The sequence below is a fragment of the Shewanella inventionis genome, assembly GCF_014641855.1.
GTDB classification, from domain to species: domain Bacteria; phylum Pseudomonadota; class Gammaproteobacteria; order Enterobacterales; family Shewanellaceae; genus Shewanella; species Shewanella inventionis.
In genome coordinates this window covers 20,959-41,163 of record NZ_BMII01000020.1, presented here as the reverse complement: position 1 = coordinate 41,163, position 20,205 = coordinate 20,959, and the positions used below count along the sequence as shown (strand labels likewise).

At 41.7% G+C, this 20,205-nt stretch carries 18 protein-coding genes; 8 read left to right on the top strand and 10 right to left on the bottom strand.

Annotated features, from left to right (window positions below; genetic code table 11):
• Positions 1-164 precede the first annotated feature (164 nt).
• The 6 genes from efp to IEW93_RS12665 all read right to left on the bottom strand — a co-directional run bounded on the left by efp (position 165) and on the right by IEW93_RS12665 (position 3,996).
• Entirely contained in the window at positions 165-725 is a 561-nt protein-coding gene (gene efp / locus IEW93_RS12690) for an elongation factor P (protein ID WP_188739700.1), read from the bottom strand.
• Between the two features lie 49 nt (positions 726-774).
• Entirely contained in the window at positions 775-1,962 is a 1,188-nt protein-coding gene (earP, locus tag IEW93_RS12685; RefSeq protein ID WP_188739699.1) for an elongation factor P maturation arginine rhamnosyltransferase EarP, read from the bottom strand.
• Between the two features lie 81 nt (positions 1,963-2,043).
• Positions 2,044-2,571 (bottom strand): flavodoxin FldA, encoded by a 528-nt coding sequence (fldA, locus tag IEW93_RS12680; protein ID WP_188739698.1) that lies wholly within the window; start codon positions 2,569-2,571, stop codon positions 2,044-2,046.
• A gap of 51 nt (positions 2,572-2,622) precedes the next feature.
• The gene (gene ybfE / locus IEW93_RS12675; RefSeq protein WP_188739697.1) at positions 2,623-2,895 is read right to left on the bottom strand and encodes a LexA regulated protein; all 273 of its coding nucleotides are present in this window, start codon (positions 2,893-2,895) and stop codon (positions 2,623-2,625) included.
• 7 nt (positions 2,896-2,902) lie between these two features.
• Entirely contained in the window at positions 2,903-3,124 is a 222-nt protein-coding gene (locus IEW93_RS12670) for a DUF2788 domain-containing protein (protein WP_188739696.1), read from the bottom strand.
• Between the two features lie 98 nt (positions 3,125-3,222).
• On the bottom strand, positions 3,223-3,996 hold the full coding sequence (locus IEW93_RS12665; protein ID WP_188739695.1) for an alpha/beta fold hydrolase: 774 nt from the start codon (positions 3,994-3,996) through the stop codon (positions 3,223-3,225).
• 297 nt (positions 3,997-4,293) lie between these two features.
• Between IEW93_RS12665 and seqA the strand changes: the two genes are divergently transcribed.
• Complete coding sequence (gene seqA / locus IEW93_RS12660) at positions 4,294-4,929, top strand: replication initiation negative regulator SeqA (protein WP_188739694.1); 636 nt, start codon at positions 4,294-4,296, stop codon at positions 4,927-4,929.
• A 35-nt stretch (positions 4,930-4,964) separates the two neighbouring features.
• The gene (pgm, locus tag IEW93_RS12655; protein WP_188739693.1) at positions 4,965-6,608 is read left to right on the top strand and encodes a phosphoglucomutase (alpha-D-glucose-1,6-bisphosphate-dependent); all 1,644 of its coding nucleotides are present in this window, start codon (positions 4,965-4,967) and stop codon (positions 6,606-6,608) included.
• A 77-nt stretch (positions 6,609-6,685) separates the two neighbouring features.
• Here the strand turns inward: pgm and katG are convergent, their stop codons facing one another.
• The 3 genes from katG to dacB all read right to left on the bottom strand — a co-directional run bounded on the left by katG (position 6,686) and on the right by dacB (position 12,620).
• Positions 6,686-8,872, bottom strand: a complete 2,187-nt coding sequence (gene katG, locus IEW93_RS12650; protein WP_188739692.1) for a catalase/peroxidase HPI — start codon at positions 8,870-8,872, stop codon at positions 6,686-6,688.
• Positions 8,873-9,444: 572 nt separating this feature from the next.
• Positions 9,445-10,857: a TonB-dependent receptor gene (locus IEW93_RS12645; RefSeq protein ID WP_188739691.1), complete on the bottom strand. Its 1,413-nt coding sequence runs from the start codon at positions 10,855-10,857 to the stop codon at positions 9,445-9,447.
• 119 nt (positions 10,858-10,976) lie between these two features.
• Entirely contained in the window at positions 10,977-12,620 is a 1,644-nt protein-coding gene (gene dacB, locus IEW93_RS12640; RefSeq protein ID WP_188739690.1) for a D-alanyl-D-alanine carboxypeptidase/D-alanyl-D-alanine endopeptidase, read from the bottom strand.
• A 556-nt stretch (positions 12,621-13,176) separates the two neighbouring features.
• On the opposite strand from dacB, the gene pssA reads away from it, so the two are divergent.
• The 5 genes from pssA to IEW93_RS12615 all read left to right on the top strand — a co-directional run bounded on the left by pssA (position 13,177) and on the right by IEW93_RS12615 (position 18,230).
• Positions 13,177-14,490 (top strand): CDP-diacylglycerol--serine O-phosphatidyltransferase, encoded by a 1,314-nt coding sequence (gene pssA / locus IEW93_RS12635; RefSeq protein ID WP_188739689.1) that lies wholly within the window; start codon positions 13,177-13,179, stop codon positions 14,488-14,490.
• A gap of 73 nt (positions 14,491-14,563) precedes the next feature.
• On the top strand, positions 14,564-15,373 hold the full coding sequence (locus IEW93_RS12630) for a tRNA-uridine aminocarboxypropyltransferase (protein WP_188739688.1): 810 nt from the start codon (positions 14,564-14,566) through the stop codon (positions 15,371-15,373).
• Between the two features lie 169 nt (positions 15,374-15,542).
• The gene (locus IEW93_RS12625) at positions 15,543-15,866 is read left to right on the top strand and encodes a hypothetical protein (protein ID WP_229706684.1); all 324 of its coding nucleotides are present in this window, start codon (positions 15,543-15,545) and stop codon (positions 15,864-15,866) included.
• Positions 15,867-15,951: 85 nt separating this feature from the next.
• Positions 15,952-17,958 (top strand): RecQ family ATP-dependent DNA helicase, encoded by a 2,007-nt coding sequence (locus IEW93_RS12620; protein WP_188739686.1) that lies wholly within the window; start codon positions 15,952-15,954, stop codon positions 17,956-17,958.
• The gene (locus IEW93_RS12615; RefSeq protein WP_188739685.1) at positions 17,955-18,230 is read left to right on the top strand and encodes a hypothetical protein; all 276 of its coding nucleotides are present in this window, start codon (positions 17,955-17,957) and stop codon (positions 18,228-18,230) included. The genes IEW93_RS12620 and IEW93_RS12615 overlap by 4 nt, the downstream gene beginning before the upstream one ends.
• Before the next feature lie 163 nt (positions 18,231-18,393).
• Here the strand turns inward: IEW93_RS12615 and eco are convergent, their stop codons facing one another.
• Positions 18,394-18,951 (bottom strand): serine protease inhibitor ecotin, encoded by a 558-nt coding sequence (gene eco, locus IEW93_RS12610; protein ID WP_229706683.1) that lies wholly within the window; start codon positions 18,949-18,951, stop codon positions 18,394-18,396.
• 179 nt (positions 18,952-19,130) lie between these two features.
• Between eco and IEW93_RS12605 the strand changes: the two genes are divergently transcribed.
• Positions 19,131-20,153 carry a GGDEF domain-containing protein gene (locus IEW93_RS12605; RefSeq protein ID WP_188739684.1) on the top strand — a complete coding sequence of 341 codons (1,023 nt, stop codon included), beginning with the start codon at positions 19,131-19,133 and terminating at the stop codon, positions 20,151-20,153.
• Positions 20,154-20,205: the final 52 nt, after the last annotated feature.

Below are 20,205 nucleotides of genomic sequence, written 5' to 3'. Positions count from 1 at the left end.
TTTGTGGGCTACTTAAGCCTTTGCTTTAGTGTTTTATGCTGTGTGGTTTGCTATTTTTAGATTTTTAATGTTGTTTGGGTGCAAAAAAGCCAGCACGTATGCTGGCTTTTGGGGTGTTTACTTGAGTTATTGCTATTTCTGCTTAAACTCAAATTAACTGGCGATTAAACGCGCTTTTTGAACTCGCCAGTGCGAGTGTCAATTTCAATTTTGTCGCCCACTTTAACGAAGTCTGCAACAGTAACAGTACCACCACCAGTGATAGTCGCTGGCTTCATTACTTTACCTGACGTATCGCCACGAGCAGATGGCTCAGTGTAGATAACTTCACGTACGATGTGCACTGGTAATTCTACAGAAATGGCTTTGCCGTTGTAGAATGTCACTTGGCATTGATCTTCCATACCATCAACGATGAATGCTGCTGCATCACCTAGGTTGTCAGCTTCAACGTCGTATTGGTTGTATTCTTCATCCATAAATACATACATAGGATCAGCAAAGTAAGAATACGTACAATCTAGACGTTCTAAAATGATATCGTCTAACTTGTCTTCACCTTTGAAGGTTTGTTCAGTGCCAGAATCGAGCAATAAGTTTTTTAATTTTAACTTAACGATTGCAGCGTTACGGCCAGAACGAGTTGTTTCAGTTTTTTGAACAACCCATGGGCTGCCATCTAACATGATCACGTTACCAGGACGGATTTCATGAGCAGTTTTCATTGTACTATTTCCTATATATATGGACTTTTTATATTTACAGAGCAGTATCTTAGCTATTTTTAACGAATTGAACTAGTCGACTCGCAAGATCTGCATCATTTAATGCGTTATTTGGCCAATTAATGGCATGTTGCTGTAACGGCAAAATAACAGAATTTAATTGTTGCCAATAACTCACTATGGCATTTTGATCACCTTGATTGAAGGCCAAATTCACCTCACGCCAAGGGGTCGCGATTTCTGCCGGCAGATTATCGCAGTAAATCTTCATAAAAGCTTCTAATTTTACCAGATGATAATCATCTTCTTGCGGATAAATGTGCCAAATAAATGGTTTTGCAGCCCATTGTGCCCGTAAAAATGAATCTTCACCGCGTACAATATTAAAATCAGCGCTCCATAACAAGCGATCAAAGCCAATTTGGTCGGTCATAGGTAAGATATGAACCGTGAGATTGCCAAGAGAGAATTGTTGACCGGGTATCAAATTTTGTGTGTCACAATTGAGCACAGACGCCAAGCTGGTTAAACTGCGGCCTTTTGGGACAAGTGCATGTATGGCGGTGGCAGATGTTTGCCAATGGTGAATGAGGGCAGGAAGCGCATCGGTTTCGTAGCTAAATACACTGATAACAGTGTCATTAACTTTAATTCCATGTAAACCGAGGTCGGCAAACAATGCCATCTTATTGTTAGGATTTGCTTGCCACTGAATGCGATCATTAAGAATATGTTTTTCGCAAATCAATCCGCCCGTGTTATGGGTAAATCCTGGGAAATAAAACCACTTTTTTATGCCATTCATTTGCGTTGACGGTAAACCATGACAGCCTTCAACCCACTCTTCGGCGCTTAAATATTCTAAGTTTATCCAATGAGGTGTTTGGCTTTGTGGGCATTGATGTAATTGCTCAATAACGGTTTTTACCTGTTCGGGTAATTCACAGGCAAACGCCTCTATGACGACTTGGCCAGCGTTGTAGCTTATATCTAGTGGGTTATTCCATTGAAATATATTCACACCGTTAAAGGTTTGCTGTGGCAGGCTTGGGTTTAATGTCGGTAAGATATGCGAAAAACTGTGTAGATCATCGACCCATAAATTAACGGGTAAAAGGTATTCTGCTGCCAGTTGTTTCGCTAAACGCCACGTTACGCCGATGTCGCCATAGTTGTCGACCACGGTGCAAAAGATGTCCCAGTGCTTAGCTGTGGGGTTGGGCTTTATTGTAGGCATAACAATATTGATCGTCAGGGTAGATGTTTATACTAAAAAAGCGGCTATAAGCCGCTTTTTGTTGACAGAGTCGGCCAGGATTTAGTCGGCCAATTCAGCTAAACACATTTCGTCGTAAATTTGCTTAACCCATGCATCAACACGTTCTTCAGTAAGCTCTGGCTGGCGGTCTTCGTCGATCCCTAACCCCACAAAGTGTTTATCGTCGACTAAGCCTTTAGAAGCTTCGAAGTCGTAACCTTCAGTTGGCCAGTGACCAATGATGATACCACCACGGGCTTCAACGATGTCGCGGACCATGCCCATAGCATCCAAGAAGTATTCTGCATAGTCTTCTTGGTCACCACAACCAAAAATCGCCACTAACTTGTCGGTAAAGTCGATTTGCTCAAGTTCTGGGAAAAAATCATCCCAATCGCACTGTGCTTCGCCGTAATACCAGGTCGGGATACCAAACATAAGCAAGTCGTATTCAGCGATTTGCTCTTTGGTGCTCTTAGCGATGTCTTTAACATCGATCATGCTTTTACCCAGTTTTTTCTGGATCATTTTGGCTACAGCTTCGGTGTTACCTGTGTCGCTACCGAAAAAAAGACCTACAGTTGCCATTGTCTATCCTTTAAATATCTAGTTCGCGTTGTGCGATGTTCGAAAAACGTCTCAGTTGTCGAGTTGCTGTTGCAGAATAAATTCGATTAACTGGCTACGACTGATGTTACTGTTCAAAGCTTGTTGGTTCAAGGCATCATATAAATCTTGTGACACTTTTAACTCTATTCGCTTTAAACCGTTAGCGCGATCACGCTGAATTTGGTTTCGCTTATTGATCTTTAATTGCTGTTCCCGAGACAGTGGGTTACTTCTCGGACGCCCTCGGCGTGTTTCTGTGGCAAAAAGGTCAATAGTCGTTCTATCTGTTGTTTCTTTTGCCATTGTATTTTTAACCGATCCCAGAGCCTTCCCAGGTCATCTGTATAATACCTTTTGCAATAAACCCGGCGCAGCCGAGAAATAGCACTGCCCAAACAATATATCGACCAAATTTAGGGACATTACCTTGCTTGAGCACATCATGGATTGCCATACCGATAAAGAAGAATATCGCAGCAAAAAACAAGTTTAACCCAACGGCTTCAATTTGATCCATGTACTGATTTAACATACTTCTACCTTCGCTTTTATCATGTCTGGCGAAAAGAGGGCGCGAATATACCACATCGTGTCAGAATTGGGTATGCGCAATAAAGTAAATTATTAAATTTACCCTTGGTTTTGTTCAATAAACTCAGCAACGATACGATTAAACATTTCAGGCTTTTGTGCATGTAGCCAATGGCCTGTGCCATTTAGGGTTTTTGCGGTGACCTGTGGAAATTGGCGAACAATTTCATCTCGGTGTTCTGCCGTAACATAGTTTGAGTCCCCGCCGCGTATAAATAGCGTTGGCTTGTTAAAATGTACATCAGCACTGATTGGCAAATCCCAACCAATAATACGTTCATAGGCGTTAATTAGACCATCAAGGTTCATTTTCCATTCAAAGCCAGACTCGGTTCGTTGTAGGTTTTTAAGTAAAAACTGCGCGGTACCTTCATCTATGCCAGAAGACACTAAATGGGTTAATGCCGATTTACGGCTGGTATTTTCGTCAAAGACTAGGCTGGTTAGCCCTGCAAATACAGTTTGATGGCGTGGCTCATAAGCCACAGGGGCAATATCTGCAACGACTAGACTTTTTACTCGTGTGGGATGTAACAATGCAATTGCCATGGCGATTTTTCCGCCCATTGAGTGACCAACCACATGTGTAGCAGTTAGGTTTAACTGATCTAATAACTGAACCATTGCATTAGCCAGTGTTGGGTAATCCATATCGTCCCAGTGTTCACTTAAACCGTGATTAGGCACATCGACACGGATAACTTGATGATTGTGAATTAACACACTACCTAAGTTTTTTAAGTTATCCAGATTGCCAAATAAACCATGAATAAGCAGCACCGGTTCGCCGTGACCGTCAGAAACATAATGCATAATGCGATAAACTCGTTACAACAATGAATGGGGCAGAATTTTGCGGTAATGACTTAAGCAAATCAAGTTTTGATGCTTGTTTAAGCCAATGTTGCTGTAAATTTAAACGTGTACCAATAATTTTTAATGAATATGAACGATTAAATGATTTTGTCACTTTATTAGTAGGTTATGCTTGGCATACACTGAAGCTATATTTTGATCCCGATACGTTAATTTGATCGGCGATCGCTCGTTTGGCGTTAGTTGTTTGGCAACGTTAAACCTAATACAGATAAAAGAATAAGGATGACTCTGATGAAATACATTGAAATTGATGAAGAACTTTATCGTTATATTGCCAGTAAAACGGAACGTATTGGTGAGAGTGCTTCAGATATTTTACGTCGTTTATTACATTTATCAGTGGAAACCGTCGTTGTTGATTTACCCGATGCCATTAGTGAGCCTAGCCTTGAAACTGAGCCAAAGCCAGTATCAGACGCTCAGAGTCAACGCAGTCAGTTATTTAACCAAGCAAAAGCGGCCGTTGAAAAAGTCATTGCAGATCAAGCCTCGCCAGATACAAAAACAGAGTCAGAAGACAATACCGTCGTGATTGATTTTAAGTCTATCGTGAATGAGCATTTATTGGCTCAGCAAAAGGGCGCGGTGGGGCGCTTTATGTTTTTATTAGGCAATTTACAAGCCGCCAGCGCGACTGAGTTTAATAAGGTTCTTGATATTCAAGGTAAAGGCCGTTTGTATTTTGCCCGTTCAAAACAAGCGTTATTGGATTCGAGCCAGTCATCGAACCCGAAAGAAATTGGTGCCAGCGGTTTTTGGGTGACAACTAATAATAATACTGCGAAAAAGCAAACCATATTAACTGAGGTGTTGGTGCATTTGGGGTGTGACAGTGAAAAAGCTCGTATCATTGCGCAATACATTTAATTTAATCTTTGTTAACTAACTCAAGGAGACCACTTGTGGCCATTCATCAACGTGCAGGACAGCAAGCTTTACAAACGGATTTAGTGAATATTCCTAAATTGATGAGTCACTATTATCGTATTATTCCAAATGTGGAAGACGTGCAACAAAAAGTGACATTTGGTACATCTGGCCATCGTGGCAGTGCATTTAACACAAGCTTTAATCAAAATCACATTTGGGCAATAACACAGGCCGTTGTTGACTATCGTCAAAGTGCGAATATTACCGGCCCCATGATTGTGGGTTTTGACACCCACGCCTTGTCTTATGCCGCATTTATGTCTGTGGTTGAAGTTTTAACGGCTAACCAGGTAAAAATGTTAATCCAACAAGATGATGGATTTACCCCGACACCCGTTGTTTCTCAAGCCATTGTTCGTGCAAATGCGGCTAAGCCATCGGGTTTAGTGGATGGTTTGATTATCACTCCATCTCACAACCCACCACAAGATGGCGGCATTAAGTACAATCCACCTCATGGTGGACCGGCTGAAGGTGAGATCACTAAAATTATTGAAGCTAAAGCTAATCAATACCTAGCCGAGCAATTATCTGGCGTTAAGAAAGTCAATTATGGCGTGGCGGTTAAATCGGGTTGGATTGATGAGGTTGACTTTATTGCCCCTTATGTTGAGTCTCTGGCTCAAGTTATTGACATGGAAGCAATTAATAAAGCCAATATTCGTATAGGTGTCGATCCGTTAGGTGGTTCTGGTATTTATTATTGGGAACAAATTGCCGCCCAATATGGTCTTGATATAACGCTTGTTAATGACAAAGTAGACCCAACTTTTGGGTTTATGCCGCTGGACAAAGACGGCAAAATCCGTATGGATTGCTCATCGCCTTATGCAATGGCAGGGCTTCTTGCTCACAGCGAAAACTACGATTTATGTGTTGGTAACGACCCTGATTATGACCGTCATGGTATTGTGTGCCCAGGCTTTGGGTTAATGAACCCTAACCATTATTTAGCTGTGGCCATTGATTACTTGATGACACATCGCCCTGACTGGAATCAGTCGTTAGCAGTAGGTAAAACGTTAGTGTCAAGTGCGATGATTGACCGGGTGTGTCATGCACTAGGTCGTCAGTGCTTAGAAGTACCAGTGGGTTTTAAATGGTTTGTTGATGGTTTAGCCCAAAGCACCATTGCTTTTGGCGGTGAAGAAAGTGCCGGCGCGGCGTTTTTAAAACGTGATGGCAGCACCTGGTGTACTGATAAAGATGGCTTTATTTTAGCGCTATTAGCCGCTGAGATTTTAGCGGTGACCGGTAAAACGCCAGCGCAGCGTTATAAAGAGTTAACTGAAGAGTTTGGTGAGAGTTTTTATACCCGTATCGACAGCCCAATTAGCCTGAAGAAAAAAGCTAAGTTTGAATTGCTCAACGCTCAAAGCTTTACTGAGACCGAGCTTGCCGGTGAAGCGATCACAGCGATTTTAAGCCATGCACCCGGTAACAATGCGGCTATTGGTGGGATTAAAGTGACCACTGCCAATGGCTGGTTTGCTGCTCGCCCATCTGGCACTGAAGCGTTATTTAAAATCTACGCTGAAAGCTTTATAAGCCAGCAGCATCTTGATGAGATTATTGCTCAAGCACAAACCATGATTGATTCGGCTTTAAAAGGTTAGTTTGACTCACAGTAATTTTAACGCGTAAATAAAAAAGCACTGAATACTCAGTGCTTTTTTGTTGTTAACAATAAGAATTAGGCCAGATCAAATCGATCGGCATTCATTACTTTGGTCCATGCGTTAACAAAGTCGTTTACAAACTTCTCTTTTGCATCGTCTTGGGCATAAACTTCTGCGTACGAGCGTAAAATAGAGTTTGAACCAAACACTAAGTCAACACGAGTCGCAGTCCACTTCACTTTATTGGTACCACGTTCAACAATGTTGTACAGGTTGGTGCCGACAGGTTTCCAGCTGTAAGCCATGTCAGTTAAATTGACGAAAAAGTCATTTGATAACACACCCACATTGTCGGTAAATACACCGTGCTGTGTGTTGTCGTAATTAGTGCCCAATACACGCATGCCGCCAACAAGTACGGTCATTTCATGTGCGGTTAAGCCCATTAATTGGGTGCGGTCTAGCATCATCTCTTCTGGCTGCACCACATAGTCTTTCTTTTGCCAGTTACGATATGCATCGTGTAATGGTTCTAACACTTCAAATGACTCAACATCGGTTTGCTCTTGGGTGGCATCACCACGACCAGGTGCAAACGGGACTGTGATATTAACACCAGCATCTTTTGCTGCTTGTTCAACAGCTGCACTGCCGCCCAGTACAATAAGGTCTGCCATGCTAACTGATTTGCTGAACCCAGCTTGAACGCTAGTGAGTGCTGCAAGCACTTTTTGTAATCTTGCCGGTTCATTACCTTGCCAGTCTTTTTGTGGTGCTAAACGAATGCGAGCACCATTTGCGCCACCACGGTAATCAGAACCTCGGAAAGTACGCGCGCTGTCCCATGCGGTCGCCACTAGCTCAGCAACGCTTAACCCTGTGGCTAAGATGTTTGCTTTTAAGTCACTGATTTCTTGTTCAGTTAAGGTGTAATCCACTTTTGGAATAGGATCTTGCCAAATTAACTCTTCTGCTGGCACATCTGGGCCTAGGTAACGAGCTTTAGGGCCCAAATCACGGTGAGTTAATTTAAACCAGGCGCGAGCAAATACGTCAGAGAAGTAGGCTGGATCTTTATAAAATCGTTCTGAAATCTTGCGGTATTGAGGATCCATTTTCATTGCCATGTCGGCGTCGGTCATCATAGGTTCGACTTTAATTGACGGGTCTTCAACGTCTGCAGGCTTGTGCTCTTCTTTAAGATTGACAGCCTTCCATTGCCATGCGCCAGCAGGGCTTTTGGTGAGTTCCCAATCGTAGTTAAGTAATAACTCAAAATAACCGTTATCCCATTGTGTAGGGTTTGTGGTCCAGGCGCCTTCAATACCACTGGTGACGGTATCGCGGCCAATTCCTCGGCTTTTTTTGTTGATCCAACCTAGGCCTTGCTCTTCAATATCCGCACCTTCTGGATCTGGGCCTAAGTTTTCAGCTCGGCCGTTACCATGGGCTTTACCTACTGTGTGACCACCTGCGGTAAGGGCAACGGTTTCTTCATCATTCATTGCCATACGCGCGAAGGTAATACGAATGTCGTGTGCGGTTTTCAGTGGATCAGGGTTACCGTCAACCCCTTCAGGGTTCACATATATTAAGCCCATCATGACTGCAGCAAGTGGGTTCTCGAGATCGCGCTCACCAGAATAACGGCTGTTTTCCGATCCACTTGGTGCTAGCCATTGTTTTTCTGAACCCCAATAGATGTCTTTTTCTGGATGCCAAATGTCAGCGCGACCACCAGCAAAGCCAAAGGTTTTTAAGCCCATCGATTCATAGGCTACGTTACCAGCCAAAATCATCAGATCAGCCCAAGAGAGTTTGTTGCCATATTTCTTTTTAATTGGCCATAAAAGACGACGAGCTTTATCTAAGTTGCCGTTGTCTGGCCAGCTATTGAGTGGTGCAAAACGTTGGTTACCTGTGCCAGCACCACCGCGACCATCGGCAATACGGTAGGTACCTGCTGAATGCCAGGCCATACGGATCATCAAACCACCATAGTGGCCCCAGTCTGCTGGCCACCAGTCTTGGCTGTCTGTCATTAGTGCGGTGAGATCTTTTTTTACAGCGGCAAGGTCCAAAGATTTAAAGGCTTCACGATAGTTAAAATTAGGATCCATTGGATCGGTTTTGCTGTCGTGTTGGTGAAGAATATCGAGGTTAAGTGCGTTAGGCCACCATTCCATCACATCGTTAGCTACAGCGGTGTTACCGCCGTGGTTTACCGGACATTTACGCTGGGTGTGTTTTGCTTTTTCCATGAGATTTTCCTTTATCACAGTACGAGTTTATACGTTAAGCACCATTGACTATCTCTCAAGACTAACTGACTCAATTTGGCTATTAAAGCGACTTTTATGAATCTGTCTAATCGATTTTACTAATACAGAGTTCGTTCAAGTTTATAGGCCTAATTGATCAACCTCCGCTCTCGATATTTGGTGAATGTACGACTCAGAGGTTGTCTGCTACGTGTACATATTTTCAACACCTTAGATTCAAAATCATATCCAACTTGTCGTTTACACTGATACTTTGTCGAATTAGCATAGCAATACTTATTAAGTTAATTAGACTCGATTATCGGCGTAAAAGTATGTTGGTTTTTTAATGAATGCTCAGAACGGTGAGCGCTTAATAATAGAACAATTTTTAATTGAAAAGATTAAAGAAATATTTAATTGAAAAGTATGATCTACATCATTAAATGATTTTATGCTGGGTAAAGGTTTGTCAACGAATGTGAGCAGAAACCGCAAGCGATAAACATGCCAATCATAGGGTGGCTGACATTGCCATCCTATGATTGCGCGTTGTTATGGAGGCGTTATGATTAACCGCGATAGCCAAATAACTTTAATTCAGTAATGGCGTTAGCGACTGCTTCTGGTACCACCTCTTTCCATTCGTCTTGTCCACGGCAAATTTGTTGTAAAATTTCACGTGAATAAATACTGAATAACTCAGGGTTGCTGTTTTCTATGCTGGTGATGAAGCCATTATCGAGTAAATGGCGGAATAGATAACGCAAATTATTGGGCACGCTCACCGTGGTTAAGTCGTTAACTTCACCTTTTTCATTCATTTCTGGATATACGAATAAGCGGGTATTGTCTGGGAAGAGTTTACCAAATGCTTCAAGAATACCGCCTTCCATGCCGCGGTAATATTCTTCATCAAAAATTTGCTTAATGTTAACCATTCCAACCACAATACCAATTTGTAATTGGGTGTATTGTCTAAAGTAGGCTCGCAGTGAAAAGTATCGGGTATAGTCCGATATCATCACGTTATAACCAAGTGTGTTAAGCAGCTTTACACGTTCCATGATGTCTTTTTCAGACATATTGGCGTCTTTACCGTGCAAATCATTTAATGAGATTTCGGCAATGAGTACAGTATTTTTGTTATTGACACCGTCAAGCAGAGTAAACGCTTTAAGGCCTTGCTCAATCATGTCGACATTGAGTTTGGTGACGGGCTTAAATGAACCGCGGATGGTCAATACGTTTTTTTTGTAGAGCATGTCTGCAGGTATGGCCACACTGCCATCGGCTTTAAACATAATCGCCCGGGTTTTCCAGCTACGAATAAGGTGGATGTTCTTGGCTTGATTGTCTACATCTTCGAAATAGGGACCCTGAAAATCGATACAATCAATCTCAATACGATTGGCTTTCATGTTATCGGTTAACGAGTCGATGATTTTCTTTGGATCTTCAAAATAATAGTAGCTGGCATAAATCAGGTTGACTCCTAAAATGCCAAGAGCCTGTTGCTGCGCTTCTGCACTGTCGTCAAACATACGCACGTGCACTATGATATTTGAGGGCTCAGCGCCAGGATACATTTGGATCCGTACACCACACCAAGCATGACATTCGTTTTTACGATTAAAGCTTTTTGCTGCCACGGTAGCTGCATAGGTAAAGTAGCGAGATGATTTAGAACGTACAGAACCGACACGATCAACCACTAAATCAAACTCTTGCTCCATCATTGCAAGCACGCGTGCCTTGCTGACATAGCGGCCATCTTCTTGAACGCCATAAATGGCATCTGAGAACTTCATATCGTAAGCAGACATGGTTTTAGCGATTGTGCCCGCCGCCGCGCCAGCGACAAAGAAGTTACGCGCTACTTCCTGGCCCGCACCAATTTCAACAATAGTACCGTACTTTTTGTCGTCTAAATTTAGGCGTAAAGCTTTTTCTTTGGTGCCTCGGGAACTGACTTGCTTATCCATATTATCTCCAACCGATTTGCGTCTAGCTTTTCAATTTTGCTGACAATGTTATATCAACAGTCAATGACTGTCAGTGTTAGACTGAAATTATTGAGATTATTATTGAAAACCACTGTGCTTTAGCGGTTCTCGTTTCTTGGTACATCAATCATTGTTTGTAAAAATACTGCTGAGAAAGGGGCTTTTTGTTGCTTTTTAATTTGCGGGCTTAAGCCATTTTCTATTAATACAAATAAGTAGTCATGGCCGTTGCTTGCTTTGACTTTACCAGCAAGATTGGCCACACCTAACATGCTGCCCGTTTTGGCAAATACATGGTTTTTTAAGGGTGATTTATTAAAGTAACGTTTGTAACGTAAGGTGCCGCTAACACCAGACTCTGGCAAGGTGTCGAGTAAAAAATGATATTCAGGGTGCTGATAAACTGTGGTCAGTACATTTAGTACTTGGTGTGCACTGAGTAAATTATAACGTGATAACCCTGAACCATCTGCAATGTTGGCGCCAGCTAAGTCGATACCTAAAGAATACAATATGGCTTTCATTGCTTGACTACTTCGAGCAAAGTCACTGGGCGATTGATAATACGACTCGCCAAGTTTTTTTAATAAACTGTCTGCAATTAAATTATCTGACTTTAATAGCATGGTTGATAACAATGCTGTTAATGGGACAGATTGATGACTGGCAATCAGTTGCCGTTGACCCGATGCAGGTTTAATTTGGTGGCGACTTAGTACCATAGGCGCATTATGTTGTATGCCTAAAGTGGTTAATTGCTTAGCCACAATATTTTGGGCATAAAGTGCGGGGTGCGTAATCGCAATCGCTAGGGGTAATGATTTAGCTCCTACGTGGCAACCTGTGAGATGGTAACGATTATTGTCAAATCGGTTTAGGGTTAATTGGCAGGCTGGTTGGCTGTTGGCTTGCGTATACACCGAGCCTGCAGGAGCGGCTTTGTGTTGCGATTGTGCCACGGTAGGGTTAATAAAGTAGGCATCGTTGCTAATGTCGATAGGGCGCTTGCCCATTAACGTTATTTGAGCGGTTTTATTATACCCTTTGGTTGACAAACGCCCATAAACGCAATTTTTATCAATAATAAAAGGCGATATTGGCGCGGCATAACAAATGCCTAAATCATCCCACACCCAACCAGGCGCTTGTAGTTGGCTGTCTTGATCGCTGACTAACACTACTTGGCCGTCAATTTTCTTGATGCCTAGATCCCGCAATGATGTCAGTAATTGGAATAGGTTTTGATACGTTAATGTAGGGTCGCCACTAAATTCGACATAAATATCACCCCCATAAACTCCATTACTTATCATCTGTTTGGTGAGCGGCGTTGGATGGTATGTGCTTAATTGGGTTTGGTAATAAAAATCTGGGCCGAGTTGCTTTGTTGCCGCTAATGCCGTTAACAGTTTTTGAATGCTCGCTGGCTGCATCAATGATTGGTCATTATAGGTAAATACAGCTTGTTGTGTGGTCATGTCCCAAACACTTATTCCAAGTTGCGCGTAAGCCGGCTTAAGTAATTGCAACATGTTTTCAAGGTATTGGGTTTCGGCTTTATCTGAGGCGGTTGTTTCAATGACCTGTGAAGATGTCGCTAGATTTTGTGGGATTTTTATTTCTGCTAATGCAGCCGGAGCCGCTAAAAAATAAGTTGTTAATACACATAACAGGCTACATAAGCGCAAATGCTGCCGCTGAGAAGGTTTTTGGGGCAATGCAGTAGGAAAAGGTAAATACATATATGCCTATAACGTTGTCTAAGTGCGATGATGCTTTGCAATATCTTGTTATTTTAGCTTAACAAATTATTCACCGAAACGACTATTAGGGCGTTTAGCAAAATATATTGTTGAGGTTAATGCTCTAATGGTCAAGCGGCTTATATACCAAAGGGATTACGCGAAAGTCGGCACTTAGTGGCGTAAGTTGCTGTGCACTAAGCCAGCACATTGCAACATATTTAGCTAGGTTGTGTTCATTTTGTGCAATTAATGCCACTAAAACCTGTATAAAGTAAGAAACATCTTGCTCATCACTTGGTTAGTCGGTAATTTCTATCAGCTAAATTAGGCTCCATTGCTGCGATTTAACGCAAACTTAACCATTGTATGGTCTATTAATGCGATATCTTGTGGAAAAGGGGGGTTGTGTGGCGAAACGTCTGTCAATATTGCCCGTTAAGCCCGAAGCCTTGCTTATGTCGCAGCCCACATAATCATAACGATAGGCTGTAGACTGTTTTATTTTCTCATCACTTTACGATTGTGAGAGTCACTCATTTTTAAGGAGGATGCCTTGCTGGATAAGCTAGGTGGTATAGCGCTAAAAGCGGATGCGGTATCTTGGTTGTTAACTCCCCAAGAATTTAAACAAGCATTATTAGCTCGAATTGCATCAGCAACATCTTCAATTTACATTGCCGCTTTGTACGTCGAAGACGATGAAGCCGGCCGTGAAGTGTTGCATGCGTTATTAGCTGCTAAAGCGCGCCAACCAGATTTAGACATCAAAGTACTGGTCGATTATCACCGTGCCCGTCGTGGGCTCATTGGCCATAAAGGCGACAGTGGTAATTATATTTTGTACCGTAATTTGATGGCCGAAGCATCGCATCCGTTTGATATTATTGGTGTACCGGTTAAATCACGTGAGTTTATGGGCGTGTTGCACCTCAAGGGCTTTGTTATTGACGATGCCGTGATATATAGCGGTGCAAGTATTAACAATATTTATCTGCACCAAAAAGATAAGTACCGATTTGATCGTTATCATGTTATTGAAAGCGCTGAACTCGCTCGATGTATGCGCGATATGATAAAAAATGACATCATCAATGATGCTGCTGTTAGCGTGTTAAGTCAGCCTTTAGAAAACGAATACAACCCTGAAAAGCAGGATATTAAGAACTTTAAAAACAAGCTCTCTCAAGCGCATTATCAGTATTCTGGCACAACCGTTGGTAATCGTGTTACTCCGCTATTGGGGTTGGGGCGTAAAAATAATTTATTGAACGACACCGTTATTAAGCTGGTTGAGTCATCTAGGCAACACCTGTTTATTTGTACCCCCTATTTTAACCCTCCAGCGATATTATCACGAGCACTGGCTAAGCATCTTCGTGCGGGCAAAAAGATAGACATAGTGGTAGGTGATAAAACCGCAAACGATTTTTACATACCACCAGAGCAAGATTTTACAACCATTGGTGCTTTGCCATACATGTATGAGCAATCGTTACGTAAATTTGCTAAACGCCAGCAATGGGCCATTGAAAATGGTCAGTTGAATATTCATTTATGGAAAGACGGCATCAATAGTTTCCATTTAAAGGGGATTAGTGCAGACAATCGTAAACACCTTATTACAGGCTCTAATCTTAACCCCCGTGCGTGGGCATTAGATTTAGAAAATGGCTTGTTGTTACATGACGAGTCAGGAAGTTGGAAAGCGTCTTTTATTGCTGAACAAGCACATATTTTATTGCATACCGAGCGCTTGTTTCATTACAGTCAAATAGACACTTTACATAAATATCCCAAGCCAGTGAAAAAGATCATGAATCGGATCCGTCGTTTAAAAGCTGACTTTTTATTGCGCCGTATCCTATAATCCTCATTGTATAAACCGTATTTTATATTCATCACCTTTATGGTGATGAATTTTTTTCACTTCAGAGTGTTATATGACCCAAGTTGTTAGCCAAAATCTTAAAGCCCCGATACATGCAGTGCATCGCTTGCATGCTTATCGAAAATCACTGTCAACAAAACCGTTTGGTGCGCGTGGGAAAAAGCTTATCCGTTGTGAATTGTGTTTATTGGGTGAATTATTTTGCACATGCAAATACCGACAATATTTGGCGACGCAAGTCAGTTTTATGTTATTGATGTATAACGACGAAGTATTAAAGCCTACCAATAGCGGCCGCTTGATTGCTGATTTAATCCCTGATACCCATGCGTTTTTATGGACTCGTACAGATCCCGATCAAGCTATGTTTGCCGTGCTAAATGATGACCGTTATCAGCCTTACTTAGTGTTTCCGCAGCAATACATTGAAAACCAGCAACCTATTGTTAATCAAATTTTGCCACATGATTTAGGGCAAGCTCAGGGCAATAAAAAAATTCCCTTGTTGATTATGCTTGATGGTAGTTGGCGTGAAGCCATAAAAATGTACCGTAAAAGTCCGTATTTGCACCAGATGCCAGTGTTATCCTTTGCCCCTGAGGCATTAGCGACGTATGCACTGCGTAAAGGCAGTCATGATTTTCAGCTTGGTACTGCTGAAGTGGCTTCATTGGCATTAACCGCAGCCCAAGAGCCGCAAAATGGTGTTGCGTTGTCTGCCTGGTTTGATTTATTTGTTGAGTCATCATTGCTTGGACGTAATCGCCGCGCTAAAGAAACCTTAACGCCGATAAATCAATATATTAACGCTTTTACTGATGCATTAGCTGTGAGCCTTGACCAACCGGTGAGTGATAAGTAAAAACCGGGCAATTTGCATCTTTTTGATTTTTACTGGATGCTAAATGGCAGCTCAATTGGATCGCTTGCTTGGTTTAAATCCTAAGTGCCATAATACAAATTTACCCGACTGCTAAGGATGATATAACAATTTTATGGAAGACCTACTCAATAGCTCTGGGCATAACAGCATGCAAAAATTAGTCATATTATGTAGACTCGAACCCGGATGCCTAGGCCCTGATGGCGTCGATCATATAATCACTTTTTGTCAACTTGCCGAGCGGAGCTTAGCCAATTTTAATGCCGATATATGCCAATGGTTTATCTCTCCTCGTTTTGATAAATCCTTAGCAGAAATTCAATACAGCCTTGCTGGTAAAATATTACCCCGCGATAAGGCCATCAAATTTGTGCAATCGTTCGATCAAAACCTTGATGATATAGAAGAGCGATTTGAAGACAAACTAACCCAGTTGATTAACCAATATATTGCCCGTAAACAGGCTCAATAAGGGTATATTGAGCCTGATGGTTGGCACGCTCTTTTTTACATAAGCCTATGCTGTATTGGGTTTAACATTCATAACAAGGAACATTATGACAACCCATACCCCAATTATTGCACAGGGCTCTTCTCGTTTAAACGTTGCCGATTTACATTTACTTTTGCAGCAACAGTTTGGCTTTGCTGAGTTTAGAGAAGGGCAGCAACAGGTCATCGAAACGATTTTGTCTGGTCACTCCGCGTTAGCGATTTTCCCCACTGGTTCTGGTAAATCTTTGTGTTATCAGTTTTGTGCTCAACAACTGCCCAATTTGACGTTAGTGATTTCACCATTATTGGCATTAATGAAAGATCAGCTGGCTTTTTTGGCCAGTAAAGGCATTGCTGCCGCCAGTATTGATTCGAGTTTAACCTACGAGCAAACTCAACAAGTTATGCGAGATATTCGTGACAAACAGACTCGGATATTAATGGTCTCGGTTGAGCGTTTTAAAAATGAGCGCTTTAGGCAGTTTTTACATTCTGTGCCGATTTCATTACTGGTGGTTGATGAAGCTCACTGCATTTCAGAGTGGGGGCATAATTTTCGTCCTGATTATTTAAAAATTCCGCAGTTTTGTCAGGCGTTTTCAATCCCACAAACCTTGTTACTAACGGCCACAGCAACAGAACAGGTTAAACGCGATATGGCCTCGCGGTTTGCATTGGCACCACAGCAGATTGTTCAAACTGGTTTTTATCGTTCAAATTTAGATTTGTCTGTGATTGCCGTGACTGAACAAGAGAAAAATCATCATCTTGTGCATTATGTAAAGCACTTTACGGCGAGTGATTGCGTAGGGATAGTGTACGTTACGTTACAGCACACGGCAGAAGACGTTGCCCAGCTGTTAAAAACGGCTGGGGTTAACGCGCAGGCGTATCATGCAGGGATGGAGCAAGAGTCACGACAAAGTATTCAGCAACAGTTTATGGATAATCAAGTCCAGGTGATAGTTGCGACTATTGCCTTTGGTATGGGAATAGATAAATCTGATATTCGCTTTGTTATTCATTATGACTTACCTAAATCGATAGAAAATTACAGTCAGGAAATCGGCCGAGCAGGGCGCGATGGTCAGCTATCTTATTGCTATACTCTGGCAAACTTGGATGGGTTAAATACGGTCGAAAACTTTGTGTATGGTGATACACCTGAGCCAGAAAGCATTGCTGATTTATTAGAGATTATTGCGACAGAAACGGATCAAGGGCGCTGGGAAGTGCAAGAGCTATCTTTGTCTACCGCTTGCAACATTAGAACGCTGCCCTTAAAAACCTTATTTGTGCAGTTAGAACTCATGGATGTGATTAAGCCAAGTTTTGCGTATTTTGCCGACTTTAAATATCGCTTTGTTGAAGACAAACACGTCATACTTAATCGCTTTAACCCTGAGCGCCAGGCATTTTTAAACCAGATATTTGAACATACGCATTTTAAAAAGATTTGGGGGCAACTGGATTTTGACCGTTTGTACCAGCAATATGGTAGCGAGCGTCAGCGGGTAGTTGCAGCGCTTGAATATCTAGCCGAACAACAATTGATTGTGCTTGAAACAAAAAAAATCACTCAAGTATTTACCGTCAATCAGCAAGCGTTGCAATCTACTTTGCAGCGACAGCAACTGACGCAACAATTATCGGACTATTTTAGTGATAATGAGCGCAAAGAAATTGTGCGGATAAGTAAGTTGGTCGCCTATTTTGAGCTCGACACCTGTTTAAGCTCTGCATTAGCGCTGTATTTTGATGATCACGCTGCGCCACAAACATGTGGCCATTGCAGTGTTTGTCGAGGGCAAATTGCGGTATTATCTAAACAGACGTTGCCTGCATTACCAGAGGCAGACAACATTGCCACTTTACTTGCACCATTGCAGCAAGTGGTTCAAGACAAATCGTTACCCACTTTGACCATAGCAACACAGGCTAAGTTTTTAGCTGGTATGGTGATGCCAAGATTTAGTCGATTGAAAGTTAAACAATTTCAAGGCTTTGGCCGTTTTAGTGCTTATCGATACCAAGACATTCTGGATGCTCTTAAGAAGGTGAATTCATGAAACCCGTTCCAGAAGCATTACTAAAGAAACACGCTAATTTAGTGCAAACTGAAGGCGTGACTGTCATTTCTCATACGCAGCGAGAAATCGGTGATTGGGTGCTGCAAACCCTTATGATTGAAAATTGTGATGTTCCCTTTAAGTACAAAAGACCTAAGCGCTTTAAAAGTTTGCAGGGTCAAAAGGTGAATTTAATTTATTACCCTTCTAAAGAAGTGATTGCAGGCTTTGAAATCGAAATAATGCAAGTCGTGCGGGTACGACGCTATTAATCACTCTACTACTGGTTCTGTACAATAGGTCATCTCGTTGAGCTGAACTCTTATAAACCTGATGGCAAACACAAGTCTGTCAACAAGGCTGCTACTGGCAGCCTTAATCCCACATAATAGTCGTAACCTATTGACGGCAGGCTGTTGATAATTTAAATACTATCTATTTATTACTGTAGTTAAATTCACTTACCGCCCGCCAAATTCGATAACGTAATTGAGCGTCTTTTGGTAGATAAAATACTGTGGGTAAACGACTGTCGTATGCTTGGGTTAGGCTGTCGCCTAGGGTTACAAATTGCACGGTTTTAGCATCTGTACACATCATTTTGGTGCTTGGTCCTTGCATTATGCTGTTCACTTGATAATACCGATAGCCCCAACCCTCAAGTGATAGGGTTTCTATTTCACCAAGTAATGTGACTTTATTACAATCTACTTGCTTATTTTGACCTATTTGAATTTCAATTAAATAGTCAGATTCATTATTGAGTTTAGGTAAGGTTAAAATGTGCTGCACCATAGCCTTACTCGGAGCAGGGAACATGTTTGTATCTGTTTGAGCCTGATAGTTATCTGCACTCATTACGCGGCTTTGCACCTTGATTGTGTTTAGTGTGTCGTTATTGGTTTTCGGTGTGGCTTGAGTTATCAATGGCATGCTCGTGATGAGCAAACTTGCAGCCAATATTAGTGGTTTACATTGTATGCTTGTGTTCATTGGTGTTATTTCCTTATTGAATATGAATACAGAGTAAACGGCTGAGACTGACAATGGGGTTATTTTATTAATTTAAAGTTTGTTTAAATTAGCATCTCTAATTGAGTTTAGTTCATAAGTGTGACATAACATACTGATAACCTTTGACACATTGTTTTTATCATAAGGTATCGTTTTCGATGCACAATAATCAAAATTTAGAACAAACATCGCAAATCTTGCATTTAGCGTTACCTAAAATGGCAGAGTTAGCTATCCCTGTAACGCCTGAAAACTATGCCATTTGGTATGATTATTTTGCCGAAACTAACCTCAACCTTAAACGTGCCATAGATGGTCTAATTGCCAATGATGTTAAGTTTACCCCAGAAGTCAATTTAGGCTTATATAATCGCTTTATTGAAGAGCACTCGCCAGAAATTATCGAAAACGTTCAAATTGAAACTCAAATATTGATCAATAGTCTCGTCAACAAAATTGAGCAACTTGGTCAAGGGACTGAGTCCTTTTCTGCTAATTTGAGTGGTTACGGTACTCAATTGCAAGCTAAGCCAAGCTCGGATGAATTAAACCTTATCGCGCTCAGTATTGCTGCTGAAGTTGAACAAGTGATTGCCAAAAATCGTGAAATGACCAGCAGCTTGGTCTCGTTGTCAGATGAAATTGCTAACCTAAAAAGTGAAATGGATAACTTAAGTAAGGTGGCCATGACTGATGAGTTGACCTCGCTGAAGAATCGCCGCGCTTATGAATTATTTGCAGCAGAGCAAATGACCAAATTTACAGACACTCAAACGGTTTGCAGTTTGTTAATGATTGATATCGATCATTTTAAGTTATTTAACGATACTTTTGGTCATCTAATTGGCGACAAAGTGTTAGCGTATGTGGCTTTAGCCATGAAAAATACAGTTAAAGGCGATGATTTAGTGGCGCGTTATGGCGGTGAAGAGTTTGTGGTGATGCTGCCAAATGCAAAACTGCATGATGCCGTCAATGTGGCAGAAAAAATTCGTGAGCGTATTTCACTTAAAAAGCTGTCTATCGGAAAAGAAAAGAAACAGAGTTTAGGCCATATTACCGTATCGATTGGTGTGGCGACCCTACAAACTGGGGATGATGCTGAGACGTTAATGGCGCGAGCAGACGAGCAACTCTATAAGGCGAAAAATGCTGGGCGTAACTGTGTAAAATACGCTTAAAAACGCATTAATCTCAGCAAAAAGGCCAATAATCGCTCTATTGGCCTTTTTA